Below are 14,882 nucleotides of genomic sequence, written 5' to 3'. Positions count from 1 at the left end.
TGAAGCATGTTTAAAAAAGAAATATAACATTTATAAAGCAAGTGTTTTTAAGACTTTAAGGGTAAATTTTAAAAAATTATAATTAAATATGATTTAAAATAAGAAATATTTATATAAAGTATTTCTTATTTTTTTATATACAATTTGAACATAATTTTAAAAGAGTGTATAAATAAAAATAAAATAAAAATAAAATTAATAATAATTACAAATTAAATTAAAGAAAATCTAACAGTTTTAACATAGCCTTTTGAATATGATAATTTTACAATATAAGTGTAAGAGTAATTGATAAATATACAGGAGGTACAAAATGGAAAACGAAAATGGATATAGTAAAAAAGTCCAGAATATACTTATGGTAATGTTTTTATTGGGAATATTCATAGGGGCTATGGACGATGGAATTGTTTCACCAGCAAGAACAATTATAGCAGATGCTTTAAATGTAAGTGCGGATGTTTCAATTTGGATGATTACAATATATACTTTAGTTTATGCAGTTGTTATGCCTATTTCAGGAAAATTAGCTGATAGATATGGAAAGAAAAAATTATTTGTAATATCAATAGCTATATTTGGTATAGGTTCAGCATTAAGTGGAATTTCTGATTACTTAAATAGTTATTCATTTTTAATTGTTGCTAGAGTAATACAAGCTGTTGGTGGTGGTGGAATAATGCCAATTGCAACAGCATTTATAGGAGAAAGTTTTCCGAAGGAAAAAAGAGGTAGTGCACTTGGAATTACTGGAGCAACTTATGGAATAGCAACAACACTTGGACCTACAATTGGTTCAGCTATACTAAATTTATTTGGTAATGATAACTGGGGAATATTATTTTTTATAAATGTTCCTATATGTATAATAGTGTTATTAATATCAATAAAGGTAAAAATACAAGAACCTAAATATACAGATAGAAAGCTTGATGTTAAGGGAAGTGTAATTTTATCTTTAATGATACTTGGAATTATGTATGGAGTTACTAATTTAAATTTCCATGATTTTTATAGTTCAATAACATCAACAAAGGTATATCCTTATTTAATAATATTTGTTGTATTATTACCTATATTTATATATTTAGAGAAAAAAGCAGAAGATCCAGTATTAAATTTAAATTTCTTTAAAAATAGAAATATAGTTATAACTTTAATAATGGCTTTTGTAGTAGGTTGTGGAATGATGAGTGTAGTTTTTATTCCACAATTTGGAGAAAATGTTCTTAGAATACCTCAGGGATCAGGTGGTTATTTAATTACTATAGTGGCCCTTTGTTCTGGTATGGCAGCACCTATTGGTGGAAAATTTATAGATAAGTTTTCAGCTAAAGCCGTGCTTTTAGTTGGATTTACATTTTCTATAGTAAGTTCTTTGTTACTAGCATTGAATGTTTGTAAGACCAATAGTGCTCCAATGTTATTTATAGCCCTTATATTAATGGGTATAGGTATGGGATTAACAATGGGAACACCACTTAATTATTTAATGCAAGTAAATGTTAAGAAAACTGATGCAAGTTCAGCTCAAGCAACAGTATCATTAATAAAAAGTTTAGGTATTGCTATTTCACCTAATATATTAGTTAATTTTATAGCAGTTGCGGGAGATAAAATGCCATCAAAGTTAATGGAAGTTATGCCACCAATTAAGGGTATGACAGGTAGTATGTCACAATCAATTGGTAGTGGTGATGTACCAAGACATATATTAAACTCTTTTCAAAATGCAGATGTTACAAGTATAGCAAATGTAATGAAAGAATTTTCAAGTTTTATGTTTGATAAGGCAAGACCAGCTATAGAAAAAAGTTTAGTAGGTCACATTCCACCAAATGCTGATGTAAATGTAATTTTTAACAATATGAAGAATGACTATATACATCAAGTTGAGGCATCTAAAGTAGCTATACAAAATACATTCCAACAAACATTAAATAATGGGTTTTTAGGATTATTTGTTACATTAGCTATAATAGCTGCAATAGGTTTTTGTGTAGCACTTTTCTTAAAAAAGAAAAATGAAGTTGTAGAATAAAATTAAATTTTAGAATTTATTTATGTAAATATTAATTAACATTAATAAATGTTTTAAAATCAATAATTTAAAAAAGAATTAGGTTAATAATCTAATTCTTTTTTTATTTTATATTACAATAGGTTTAATTATAAGATTTTTAATATTAAATGAAGAAAATAAGACTTAATTACTTTAAAAGCTAAAATTTAATAAAATATGGCTAAAAATTTGAAAATAAAAAAATAATATGATATAGTATATAGGCATATAGTGTATTTATTATATTTTTTAATAAATAATAGGAATTATTATATATAATAAGTAAAGGGGATGAAATTATGTTTAAGTTACCAAATTGTCCAAAATGTAATTCAGAATATACATATGAAGATGGAAATATGTTTGTATGTCCAGAGTGTGCTCATGAATGGAATGAATCATCAGATAATGGAAGCAATGAAGATATATTAGTTGTTAAAGATGCAAATGGAAACATATTAAATGATGGAGATTCTGTAACTGTAATTAAAGACCTTAAAGTAAAAGGAGCTTCATCAGCACTTAAAAAAGGTACAAAAGTTAAGAATATACGTTTAGTTGAAGGAGACCATAACATTGATTGCAAAATTGATGGATTTGGTGCTATGCAATTAAAATCAGAATTCGTTAAAAAATTATAATTAAAATAATTGATATAAAAGGTTAGGAAGATTCCTAGCTTTTTTGTTATATAATTGTTTTATATGTTTAAATTAAATATAAGAAATATTATATAAAATAAGATAGAAGATAGAATTATATACTGTAGATATAATGATATATTATAAAAGAATATAAAAGAATATAAAAGAATATAAAAGAATATAAAAGAATATCTAAATGAATTTTGTTTTAAAGAAAAAAGAAAGTAGTAGGTTAAAATGCGTAAGATTTTGAGAGAACATTTTAATCTACTACTTTTTTAATTTATAAATAAAGGTTTATTTATGAGCTAATTTATTAATTACATTCTAATTTTTTTCTTCTAAGTTTTCTGATTTTCTTTTCTTCACCATAAGCAACTACTAGAAGTAATATTACACCTATGATAAGTGCTGCATAGAATACAACGAAAACATCATTCCAACCGTGAAGAGTTGTACCAAATACTGTTATACCTGATGATTTTGGGTCAGCAATTTTTGCAAGTGCAACTTTAGCTGTTGAATCACCAAAAAGATATCCAAATGTTCCACTTAATCCGTTAGTTACAGTTGTTGCTTTCTTTGGTGTAAAGCCTACTATTGATACACCAATTAGAAGTTGTGGTCCAAATATTAATGCGCCTAAGCAGAATAGTGATACATTTATCATTGTAACGCTAGTAGCATATCTATATCCAAGTACAGCAAATGCAGTGATTCCTAATAAGAATGCTGCAAGAACAGCTCTTCTTCCTTTTAAAAGGTCAGATACATATCCCCAAGTCATACTTCCTAAAAGAGCACCCATTTCAAAATAGAAAATTGTATCAACGGCATCACCAATTCCAAATCCTAAGTGTTCAGTAACATAAAGTGGTGCCCAGTTATCTATTCCAATACGTACTATGTATACGAAAACATTTGATACGCAAAGTACCCAAATCCAAGGATTCTTTAAAACGTATTTTTTGAAAATTTCAAATTTAGTCATTGATTCACTTTCGATATTATCTTCATCTACAGGTTCACCAAATATTTCTTCAGCTCTATTCCAACCTAATTCTTCAGGTTCATCTTTACCAACAAACATTAAGACAACACCAACTATAAGTGCTATTATTGCAGGGAATATAAACATACCTGCAACGTTTCCATGGAAGAAAGTATTTGCACCCCATAGAGCAAGTATTCCAGCAACAGCTCCACCTATATTGTGAGACATATTCCAAAATCCTAAATATCTACCTCTTTTAATTGTTGGAGTCCATCTTGAAATAGTTGAGTAAGCTGCTGGACCTCCTGGAGCTTGTAAAAATCCACTTAATCCCCAAAGTAATAATATAATTCCTGATGGTTGCTTACCAGCAAGTAATAAAAGTCCTATTACTAATACTATAGTTGCTGCCATAGCTAATAAAAATGAAACTATACGTTTTGCATTTCTACCATCAATTATGTATCCTAATAAAGTTTTACCTATTGCATATGTAATTGAAAAACCGAATCCTATGTATCCAAGTTCAGATGTAGTATACCCTAGTTGTCCTTTTAAAAGTGGTTGTGCTGCTTTGAAGTTATTTCTAATTAAATACATACAAGCATAAACAACAAATACAACAAAGAACGCTTTTAAAAATTGTTTTGCCCATTGTTTTCTTTGAACTTCTATTGGAACAGAAACAGGTTTTTTGTTAATACTAAAAAATTTGCTTATTGTGTTCATATAGACCTCTCCTTACTTAATTTAATTTTTTTTAATAAGTGTACAGTAATAAATCCTGGAAAATGTTTTCAGAAAACATTTACAGATGTATAATAAAATAAAATATAAACAAAAAAATCTCTAAAATGTTTCATAAATGTAACATTTAGTTTTGAGGTTTATGAATGAATTTAATATTGATATTATATTATAGTTAATTATGATAAATTAATTATAATTTAAGGTTTATATTAAAAAAAATATATATAAAAACGTTTTCTTTAGAAAATATAATAAAACGTTATTTCTTTGAAATATATTTAGATTATTAGTATTTATAACTATTTTAAATTAATATTCTTAAAATTTATGGATTTACGTATTTTCTAGTGAAAATATTTATTGTAAAAAAATAAAGGTTTCTTCGAAGGAGTAAATTAAATTTTGCATAAATTAAGGAGTATTTATTATAAGAAAATAAAATTAATAATAAGAGAGCACTAAGCTAGTGCTCTTTTATTAATTAAATAATAAATTTATTATAAAATATATAACATTGATTATATATTTTATTTTGAGTGATATATAATATTTTAGTAAGAATTTTTTATTATAAATTAATAGAAATTTTGAAATTGATTAAATAGTAGTTATAATAAAAATTCTTTTTATAATAATAAATATATAATATTAAAATTTTAAGGGCGATAAATAATAATAATAATAATAGAAAAATAGAAAGGACTTTTTTATGAAAGAATTAATTGATTTATATTTTCTATTCATTAAATTAGGTTTTATGAATTTTGGTGGTGGATATACTATATTTCCAATACTTCAAAAGGAAATAATTGAAAAGAGAAAATGGATTACGAGCGAAGAACTTACAGATTATTATGCTATTGGACAATGTACACCTGGGGTAATTGCTGTAAATACTGCTACGTTTATAGGTCACAAGAGAAAAGGAAATTTAGGTGGTATAGTTGCAACTCTTGGTTTTGTAACACCATCAATAATACTTATTTCAATAATAGCAGCTTTTATTGGTAATTTTGCGGATATTCCATTTGTAAAACATGCATTTGCAGGAATACGAGTATGTGTAGCAGTTCTTATATTAAATACGTCTATAAAGTTACTTAAAACTTCTGTAATTGATATAAAAACTCTTATTATATTTTTATTAGTAGCTGGTTTTTCTATATTTACAGATATATCACCATTTTTATTTATAATAATTTCAGGAATAAGTGGAATTGCAATTAAATGGCTTGGAGGTAAAAAGCATGATACTAATTAAAATATTTTTTGAATTTTTTAAAGTAGGTCTTTTTGCTGTTGGTGGTGGAGCAGCCACTATACCATTTCTTTATAATATTTCTGATAGAACCCATTGGTTTACTCATACAGATCTTGCTAATATGATTGCAATATCTCAATCTGTACCAGGAGCAATGGGAATTAATATGGCATCATATGTTGGATTTTCTACAAAGGGAATTACAGGAGCAATTGTTTCAACAATTGGTATTATTGTTCCTTCAATAACAATAATTTTAATTGTAGCAAGAGTATTAAATAAATTTAAAGAAAATGAAACTGTAAAAAGTTGTTTTTATGGATTACGACCAGCAGCAACAGGGTTACTTTTTGCAGCTGGTTTTGAAATAGTAAAAATATCAATATTAACTATAAATAAATTTTTTGAAACAAAAAATATTTTAAATATAATATCTTTTAAAGCATTAATACTTGCTATAATTTTATATTTTTTAATATCTAAATATAAGAAATCACCAATTTTTTATATAATATTATCTGCATTTATAGGAATTATATTTAAATTTTAATATAAATAATAAAAAAGACTATATCTATTATTTAAATTTAGATATAGTCTTTAATTTTATAGATTATTAAATGATATAATAAATTAACAAATAAAATTAAATAATAATGTAATATATTTTGTTATTTATAGTGAAATTTACATTATTTATAATACAATTATATATAGTAATAAGTTATAAATACTTAAATATAAGCAGTTTAAGGAGAGTAGGAATGAGAGTATTAGAGAGACTAGAACCTAAAAAAGTATTTGAATTTTTTGAGGATATAACTAGAATACCACATGATTCTGGTAATGAAAAAGAGATTAGTGATTATCTTGTTAAGTTTGCAATGGATAGAAATCTTGAAGTTATTCAAGATGATGCATTAAATGTAATAATTAAAAAGCCTGCCACAAAAGGATATGAAAATATACCAGGAGTTATAATACAAGGTCATATGGACATGGTATGTGAAAAGTTAAGTGATATTAAGCATGATTTTAAAAAAGATCCACTACAATTAAGAATTGTTGATGATAAATTTGTTTATGCAACAGAAACTACCTTAGGAGCAGATGATGGTATGGCAATAGCATATGGTTTAGCTATATTAGATTCAGATACTATAGAACATCCATCAATAGAATTTGTAGCAACTACAGAGGAAGAAACAGTTATGGGTGGGGCTAATAATTTAGATACATCAGTACTAAATGGTAAAATTCTTTTGAATATAGATGCCGAAGAAGAAGGAGTATTTATATTAGGTTGTGCTGGAGGAATTATGCTTTATCCAGAAATGAATACAGAATTTGAGAATTTTTCAGGAGAGGCTATAAAATTAGAGATTACAGGTCTTAAGGGTGGTCATTCTGGAATGGAAGTTCACAAGCAAAGAGGAAATGCTAATAAGTTAATGGGAAGACTTTTATATAATTTAAATAAAGAAGTTGATTTTAATATTGTATCAATTAATGGTGGTTCAAAATCTAATGCAATACCTAAAAATTGCAAAGTTATAATTAGTGTTAATAAAGAAAATATAGAAAAAGTTAAAGAACTTTGCTTTAATTTTGAAAAAGATTTAAAGCATGAGTATAAAGTAGAGGAACCAAATATTAAAATTATTATTGAGGATTCAGAAAAATTAAATAAACAGTTAACTAAAAAAATAACAGAAAATTTAATTAAATTCTTAATTTTAATTCCTGATGGGGTTCAATCTATGAGTAAAGATATTCATGGCTTAGTAGAAAGTAGCTTAAATATTGGAATAGTAGAACTTTTAGAAGATAAAATTAATTTTGTTGTTGATATAAGAAGTTCAGTTAAAAGTAAAAAGATAGAGATTGTAGACAGGGTGGAAGCTCTTTGTAATGTAATGGGATTGTCTGTAATAAAAAAAGGAGATTATCCAGAATGGGAATATGAAGCAAATTCAAAAATAAAAGATTTAAGCATTAAAACTTATCATGATTTATTTGGTGTTGAACCAAAAATAACAGCTTTACATGCTGGACTTGAATGTGGAGTATTCAAAGAAAAGATGGGTTCAGATATAGAAATTATAAGCTTAGGTCCAGATATATTTGATGTACATACACCAAATGAACATTTAAAAATAGAATCAGTAGAAAAGTATTATATATTTTTAATTCAGTTATTAAAAAATATGAAATAATAAATAAAAATATTTATATAAATATTTTAAAAGAAAGTGGGTAATGGAATTGAGAAAAAAAGAAAAAAGAATAGAAGAACAAAATATTTTATTGTCAAGAGTTTATGATTTAATTTTAGATACACAAACTAATGAAGATGAACGTATTAAACTAATTGAATTTAAAGATGCAGTTGAAAGTGGAAAAGATTTTGAAAAGCAAACAATGAAGCTAGCAGAAGGTCTACGACAATTAGCTGTTCGTAAGTTTAAATATAAAGAAAAACTTAGTTCGGAAGTTAGTAAGCTTTATATAGATATTTCTACAACTGGATTATTTAAAAAGAATTTAGGGATTGGCTTGGCATCAACTAGCTTTTATTTTAAGTAGAGAATTTACTTTATAGACTATTACTTTTCATAATTTTTAAAACTAATAAAGAAATATTTAATAATAAACTCTAATTTTTAAAAATTAGAAGTATGTTTAAAATTAGAATTGATTTAAATAAGATGAAAATTAAATTTATTTTTATAAAAATGATTTAGGTTGTACTACCGTTGCATTACTTTTAATAATATACTTCAAATAGAGTTAAATTTTAATTATATTCTTTTTAGCTAAGGGGTTTATAAAATAATTATTTTATAATAAGTTAGTTTAATTTTAATATCTTTCCTATTACGAGCAAGTTAATTGAATTATTAAATAAAGTATTCAAAGTAAAATCTACTACTTGTTTATAAGAAAGTAATTTAGTTTGCTCTTTAAATGAAATAATTTTTTGAGGTAATCTTGAAATTTATATCTTTTTTATATAATTTCAAAATAAAAAAGGATATAACTTTAACTTATGGAATATTAATGTTAGGTGTATTATGTTTTATTGGAGATATAAATTTATGAAAAAAAATATTTTTGTTTTATTTAATCTTATATTAATTATTATCGTTTTTATAATTCCATTTATACCGTATAAAATTCATAAAGAAGAAAACAATTCTACTTTAGATAAAATTCAATTTCGTTTTGACTCTATGGATGGATTTGTAAGTAGCCATGAGTATTATCGCTATAAATTCTACGAAAATAGTCTTATTGGAAATACATTATATGATGAACTAACTACTTTTAAAAATGGAAATCCAACTTATATAGATTTTGATTTATACGGGAATATTATAACAGATAAAAATGGTAATAAATTTTTAGATGTAAAAGAGTGGTATCCTTCATATGGTTATATAAAATTAATGCATACTTATATTTGGGAAAAAAATATTAAAGATAAATATTTAATTATCTGTATACTAATAATAATTTTTCAAATTTTCCTAGTAATAAAAAATAAATTTCATATAACTTAATAAAACATTTTAATTACGAAATATTACATGATGATTTTATAATTCGAATGCAGGTTATCATTTTAAAATTGATGGTAAAGCGAGAATATATTCTCCTAATGGAGGTGCTATGGATAGTTTGGACACTGGATGCATGGTTGTCCCAGCAGATGATGCTAGAACAGGAGATAGTATGAAACAGAATTTGAAAATAAAAAAAGCTTATATTCCAATTAGTGGGAAAGGACAGTATGTACGTGACCTTGAAGGTCACTTCATTAACACAGTAGTAGCTACGAGTTCCACTAATACAATAGTATATGGTAATTGGAATTAATAATAATTTAATTTAAAAACATAAAATAATAAGTATAAAAATAGTATAGCAAAACTTCCTTGGCTAACTATAAATTCAAATAATTGTTTATCCATAAATCTACTCCTAAAAATTATATTTTATGTATATAAATAATAAATATAATATTATGTAAATTAAAAAAGTTAAGTTTATAAATACTATTAGAAAAACAAGGCAAATATTTAGGTATCTAAACTTTTAAAAAAAGAAACTCGCAAAACTATAAACATAAGTGTTTTCAAGGTTTTGCGAGTTCTAAAGTTTTGTTTGGTGCCACCAGTGGGAATCGAACCCACACGGTAAAACCGCATGATTTTGAGTCATGTGCGTCTGCCAGTTCCGCCATGGTGGCAAACTAATGCCGTTTTCAATAACGATAATATTATATCAAAAATACTTTAAAATATCAATTATATAAATAAATTTATCAAAAATGTGAAAAAAAATAATATTTTAGTTGTTTGATGAGTAGACATTTGCTAAAATGTATGTAGGATAAAACTTACCCAGTGGGGCAGTTTTTGACCTAGCTAGATAATGTAAACAAGTTTTTATACATAGAGACTGTTTATAATCTAATAATTAGGGAGGAGAAATAAGAATATGATGTATTCAACAGAAGTTCAAGAAATGTGTGTAATCGCAAAAGGACCTAACCATGGACCAGCACCAATTCCTGTAGAAGGAAAATGGGTTTTAGCTAAAGAAGTAAAAGATATCTCAGGTCTTACTCATGGAGTAGGTTGGTGTGCACCTCAACAAGGAGCTTGTAAGCTTACTTTAAACGTTAAAGATGGAATAATAGAAGAAGCATTAGTAGAAACAATTGGATGTTCAGGAATGACTCACTCAGCTGCTATGGCTTCAGAAATATTACCAGGAAAGACTATATTAGAAGCATTAAACACAGACTTAGTTTGTGATGCTATAAACACTGCAATGAGAGAATTATTCTTACAAATCGTATACGGAAGATCTCAAACTGCATTCTCAGAAGGCGGATTACCAATAGGAGCTGGACTTGAAGATTTAGGAAAAGGATTAAGATCACAAGTTGGTACTATGTACGGAACAGTTGCTAAGGGACCAAGATACCTTGAAATGGCAGAAGGATATGTAACAAAAGTTGCTTTAGATTCTGATAATGAAATTATCGGATACAAGTTCGTTCACCTTGGAAAGATGATGGAATTCATCGGAAAAGGAATGGATGCTAACGAAGCAATGGAAAAAGCATCAGGACAATACGGAAGAGTTGACGATGCTGTTAAATTAGTAGATCCAAGACATGAATAATTTAAAAAATTAATTTACCATTTGTAAGGAGGAATTTTATCATGGCATTATTTGAAAGTTATGAAAGAAGAATAGATCAAATCATTCCAGTACTTAATAAGTATGGAATGGAAAGTTTAGAAGATGCTAAAGCAGTATGTGACGAAGCTGGAATCAATCCATACAACATAGTAAAAGAAACTCAACCAATCGCATTCGAAAATGCAGGATGGGCTTATACTTTAGGTGCTGCTATAGCTATAAAGAAAGGTTGCAAAAAAGCTGCTGATGCTGCTGAAGCAATCGGAGAAGGATTACAAGCTTTCTGTATCCCAGGATCAGTTGCTGACGATAGAAAAGTTGGTCTTGGACACGGAAATCTTGGAGCAATGCTTTTAAGAGAAGAAACAGAATGTTTCGCTTTCTTAGCAGGTCACGAGTCATTTGCAGCTGCTGAAGGTGCAATTAAAATAGCTGAAAAAGCTAATAAAGTAAGAAAACAACCATTAAGAGTTATCTTAAACGGTCTTGGAAAAGATGCTGCTATGATAATCTCAAGAATTAATGGATTCACATATGTTGAAACAGCATTCGATTTCTACACTTCAGAATTAAAAGTTGTTAGAGAAAAAGCTTACTCAAATGGACCAAGAGCTAAGGTTAAATGCTATGGTTCAAATGATGTTAGAGAAGGTGTTGCTATAATGCATCACGAAGGAGTTGACGTATCAATCACTGGTAACTCAACTAACCCAACAAGATTCCAACATCCAGTTGCTGGAACATACAAAAAAGAATGTGTAGCAGAAGGTAAGAAGTACTTCTCAGTTGCATCAGGTGGTGGTACTGGAAGAACTCTTCACCCAGATAACATGGCTGCAGGTCCAGCTTCATACGGTATGACTGATACAATGGGAAGAATGCACTCAGATGCACAATTCGCAGGATCATCATCAGTTCCAGCTCACGTTGAAATGATGGGTCTTATCGGAATGGGTAACAACCCAATGGTAGGAGCTACTGTTGCTGTAGCTGTTGCTGTAGAAGAAGCAATGAACAAATAATATTATAATCAAAGCATTACGAAGATTTTTAATATTATAGATAAAATGAATTTATAAATAATATAAATTAAACTAATGAGTACTCGTTATTTTATATGATGAGTGCTCATTTTTTTTTTTTTTTATTTTAAATTAATATATAACAATAAAATATGTTTAAAAAAATAATATAAGTAAAAATATGTAAACTTATTATGAAATGCATTGTATTTATGTAATTGTTTTCATAAAATAAAATTATAGTTAGTCTTAGGAGGTGGAAATTTTATGTATACATTAAGTTATAGTAAAGATACACTAAGAGAATTTAAGGAAATGATAAAAGAATGTGATGAGAAAATCAAGGAGTTAGAAAATGAATTAGAAAAGGCTAAAAAATATGATAAAAGGCAATGTATTTATGACTTCTGTAACATAACAAATAAGGTTAATACTGATAACATAATAGGAGAATCTATTAAAAACATACAATCAGAGGTAGAAAAACTAAAAATAGAAAGAGAAGCTTTGCAGGTTGGATTAGATAGATTTTCTAAAGAATATAAAAATGAGATACAAAAAGAAGTTATGTTAGAAAAAGAAATTTATGATAAAAAAAATTAGAAGGATTTATAAAAACGTTTATGCATAATAATAAGATGAAATAATTACTTAAAGGTATCGTGTTTTACGATACCTTTTTGTATTAAAAAGTAAATAAAATCATTAATTTAAAATGATAACATAATGTGGTACAATTGTAATAATAAATTTAAATTGTTAAATTTATAACTACTTAAACAAAAGGGGGACATTATGAAAATAGAAGCACAAGGTATAAGCAAATCCTTTGGTGATGTGCAAGCTCTTAAAAATTTAAATTTTACTATTGATAGTGGAAAGGCATTAGGGTTACTAGGAAGAAATGGAGCAGGTAAAACTACAGCTATAAGAATTCTTTTAGGAATACTTCCAAGTGATAATGGAAAGGTTTTAATTAATAATAAGGAGTTAAACTTTAATCAAAAATCCTTTGGATATTTACCTGAAGAGAGAGGATTATATTTAAAGTTTACTGTAAAGAATCAGTTATTATATTTTGCATCTCTTTATGGAATGAGAAAAAATAATGCTTTAGAATCAATAAAATATTGGTTAGATAGGTTTGAAATAAGTAAATATTTAAATAAAAAGGTTGAAACATTATCAAAAGGTAACAAGCAAAAGATTCAACTTATAGTTGCTATAATGCATAATCCAGATGTAATAATATTAGATGAACCATTTAGTGGATTAGATCCTGTAAATGTTGAAACTTTTAAAATTGTTATAAGAGAACTGCTTAATAAGGGAAAAACTTTAATTTTTAGTAGTCATAGAATGGCTGATGTTGAAGAGTTTTGTGATGATATAATAATGCTAAAAAAAGGAGAAACAATTCTTCAAGGAAATTTAGAAAAAATTAAGGAAGATTATGGGGTAAAGGCTCTTATTATAGAAGGAGAAAAAGGTATAGAAGATATATTAAAAATAGAAGAAGTGAATTCATATAAATATGAAAATGGAAAATTTATAGTTGATATAAGAAATATTAAAAAAGGAAAAGAAATTTTAAGGAAAATCACTAACCAAGATTTAGATGTTAATGGTTTTTATTTTGAAAAACCATCATTAAATGATATTTTCATAGAAAGGTTAGGTGATTAAAGTGAGTAAATTTTTAACGATATTTGCTTTTACTTATAGAGAAACAATTAGAAATAAGGGACTTATAATTTCTACTATAATTACTTTAATAATAATGCTTGGATTTTTTAATATGGATAAAATAATGTCTTTATTTAAAAGTAATTCAACAGATAATATTATGATATGTGAAGTGAATAATAATGGAGCGATTAATAATAAATTAGTTAATAAAGAATTATTAAGTAAAATAAATGATGATAGTTATAATTTTGTAATAGCAAAAAATATTGATGAAGTTAATAAAGTTAAATCAGAACTTGAATCTGGAGATTCAAAATTTAAGGCTATATTAGAAATTTCAGAAGTAAAAGATGTAAGTGGAAAGTTATACGTAAATAAATCACCAGGTCAAGAATTAACCAATAAAGTTAACTCTATATTAAGTGAAATAAAAATAATGAATAATATGAAAAAATATAATTTAAGTAATGAGGATTATTCTAAAATAATGTCACCAGCTAATTTAGAAGTTATACAAAAGGGGAACTCATCTAACGAGAGAATGACTCTTGTATATGCACTTGTTTTTGGTATATATATGATTACATTAACATTTGGCTCAATGGTTGCAAATTCTGTTATAGAAGAAAAGACAAACAGGATAATGGAAACATTAATTACTATGGCAAAACCAATGGAATTATTCTTTGGTAAGGTACTTGGAGTTTGTGCAGTTGGATTAACACAAATATTAATACTTTTAGGTGCAGGATTTATAATGCTTAAAACTTCAGGTTTTAGTATGGAAGTTATTGAATCTTTAAATTTAAATGTATCAATAATATTATCATTTATATTCTATTTCTTACTTGGATATTTAACTTTTTCAATGCTTTATGCAGCAGTAGCTTCTCTTGCAACAAGTCCACAAGATGTAAATTCATCTATGGGAGCAATAACTATGGTATTTGTAGTTGTATTTTTAATAGCTATGAATTGTATGTTTAATATAGATACTACTTTTGCTAAGGTTATGAGTTATATTCCTTTCGCATCACCGCTTATAATATTTGAGAGAATTGTTTTATCAAATGTTGGATTTATAGAGATTATAATAACTACAATTATAAATATAGGTTTTATAATTATAGTTGGAGTTATTAGTAGTAAATTATATAGAAGAGGAACTTTACATTATGGAAATAAAATTTCATTAATGAAAGCTTTAAGAGGTAAAGTTTAAATTCTATTTTTTATTGAAAAT

At 26.3% G+C, this 14,882-nt stretch carries 15 protein-coding genes and 1 tRNA gene; 13 read left to right on the top strand and 3 right to left on the bottom strand.

Going from position 1 to position 14,882, the window contains the following annotated elements; all coding sequences use genetic code 11:
• The first annotated feature begins 313 nt into the window (after positions 1 to 313).
• Entirely contained in the window at positions 314 to 2,041 is a 1,728-nt protein-coding gene (locus AC4FQW_RS05370) for an MFS transporter (protein ID WP_303129378.1), read from the top strand.
• A gap of 320 nt (positions 2,042 to 2,361) precedes the next feature.
• Positions 2,362 to 2,703: a zinc ribbon domain-containing protein YjdM gene (locus tag AC4FQW_RS05365; RefSeq protein ID WP_303129380.1), complete on the top strand. Its 342-nt coding sequence runs from the start codon at positions 2,362 to 2,364 to the stop codon at positions 2,701 to 2,703.
• Positions 2,704 to 3,022: 319 nt separating this feature from the next.
• On the opposite strand, the gene uhpT is transcribed toward AC4FQW_RS05365, so the two are convergent.
• Positions 3,023 to 4,429 carry a hexose-6-phosphate:phosphate antiporter UhpT gene (gene uhpT / locus AC4FQW_RS05360; RefSeq protein WP_303129381.1) on the bottom strand — a complete coding sequence of 469 codons (1,407 nt, stop codon included), beginning with the start codon at positions 4,427 to 4,429 and terminating at the stop codon, positions 3,023 to 3,025.
• A 730-nt stretch (positions 4,430 to 5,159) separates the two neighbouring features.
• Here uhpT and AC4FQW_RS05355 point away from each other — a divergent pair.
• The 6 genes from AC4FQW_RS05355 (at position 5,160) to AC4FQW_RS05330 (ending at position 9,590) form a co-directional block, all read left to right on the top strand.
• Complete coding sequence (locus AC4FQW_RS05355; protein ID WP_491147689.1) at positions 5,160 to 5,711, top strand: chromate transporter; 552 nt, start codon at positions 5,160 to 5,162, stop codon at positions 5,709 to 5,711.
• Positions 5,698 to 6,261, top strand: a complete 564-nt coding sequence (locus AC4FQW_RS05350) for a chromate transporter (protein WP_303131174.1) — start codon at positions 5,698 to 5,700, stop codon at positions 6,259 to 6,261. Before AC4FQW_RS05355 ends, AC4FQW_RS05350 begins: the two co-directional genes overlap by 14 nt.
• 214 nt (positions 6,262 to 6,475) lie before the next feature.
• Positions 6,476 to 7,927, top strand: coding sequence for an aminoacyl-histidine dipeptidase (locus AC4FQW_RS05345; protein ID WP_491147687.1), 1,452 nt, complete (start codon positions 6,476 to 6,478; stop codon positions 7,925 to 7,927).
• 43 nt (positions 7,928 to 7,970) lie between these two features.
• Positions 7,971 to 8,297, top strand: coding sequence for a bacteriocin immunity family protein (locus AC4FQW_RS05340; RefSeq protein WP_491147686.1), 327 nt, complete (start codon positions 7,971 to 7,973; stop codon positions 8,295 to 8,297).
• A gap of 512 nt (positions 8,298 to 8,809) precedes the next feature.
• Positions 8,810 to 9,274 (top strand): hypothetical protein, encoded by a 465-nt coding sequence (locus AC4FQW_RS05335; RefSeq protein ID WP_491147684.1) that lies wholly within the window; start codon positions 8,810 to 8,812, stop codon positions 9,272 to 9,274.
• 109 nt (positions 9,275 to 9,383) lie between these two features.
• Positions 9,384 to 9,590: a hypothetical protein gene (locus AC4FQW_RS05330; RefSeq protein WP_491147682.1), complete on the top strand. Its 207-nt coding sequence runs from the start codon at positions 9,384 to 9,386 to the stop codon at positions 9,588 to 9,590.
• Here the strand turns inward: AC4FQW_RS05330 and AC4FQW_RS05325 are convergent.
• Entirely contained in the window at positions 9,587 to 9,685 is a 99-nt protein-coding gene (locus AC4FQW_RS05325; RefSeq protein ID WP_491147680.1) for a BhlA/UviB family holin-like peptide, read from the bottom strand. The genes AC4FQW_RS05330 and AC4FQW_RS05325 overlap by 4 nt on opposite strands.
• A gap of 194 nt (positions 9,686 to 9,879) precedes the next feature.
• Positions 9,880 to 9,963, bottom strand: a tRNA-Leu gene (locus tag AC4FQW_RS05320).
• A 251-nt stretch (positions 9,964 to 10,214) separates the two neighbouring features.
• Between AC4FQW_RS05320 and AC4FQW_RS05315 the strand changes: the two genes are divergently transcribed.
• The 5 genes from AC4FQW_RS05315 to AC4FQW_RS05295 all read left to right on the top strand — a co-directional run bounded on the left by AC4FQW_RS05315 (position 10,215) and on the right by AC4FQW_RS05295 (position 14,861).
• Entirely contained in the window at positions 10,215 to 10,907 is a 693-nt protein-coding gene (locus tag AC4FQW_RS05315; RefSeq protein ID WP_491147678.1) for an iron-sulfur cluster assembly scaffold protein, read from the top strand.
• Positions 10,908 to 10,948: 41 nt separating this feature from the next.
• Complete coding sequence (locus AC4FQW_RS05310; protein ID WP_491147676.1) at positions 10,949 to 11,950, top strand: GGGtGRT protein; 1,002 nt, start codon at positions 10,949 to 10,951, stop codon at positions 11,948 to 11,950.
• Positions 11,951 to 12,217: 267 nt separating this feature from the next.
• Positions 12,218 to 12,553, top strand: a complete 336-nt coding sequence (locus AC4FQW_RS05305) for a hypothetical protein (protein ID WP_491147674.1) — start codon at positions 12,218 to 12,220, stop codon at positions 12,551 to 12,553.
• 192 nt (positions 12,554 to 12,745) lie between these two features.
• A complete protein-coding gene (locus AC4FQW_RS05300; RefSeq protein WP_491147672.1) occupies positions 12,746 to 13,636 on the top strand; it encodes an ABC transporter ATP-binding protein in 891 nt (296 codons plus the stop codon).
• Position 13,637: 1 nt separating this feature from the next.
• Positions 13,638 to 14,861 carry an ABC transporter permease gene (locus tag AC4FQW_RS05295; RefSeq protein WP_491147671.1) on the top strand — a complete coding sequence of 408 codons (1,224 nt, stop codon included), beginning with the start codon at positions 13,638 to 13,640 and terminating at the stop codon, positions 14,859 to 14,861.
• Positions 14,862 to 14,882: the final 21 nt, after the last annotated feature.

The sequence above is a fragment of the Clostridium sp. TJA085 genome, from assembly GCF_058310235.1.
Note: the sequence above shows the minus strand (reverse complement) of the source record. Positions and strands in the feature narration are given on the sequence as shown.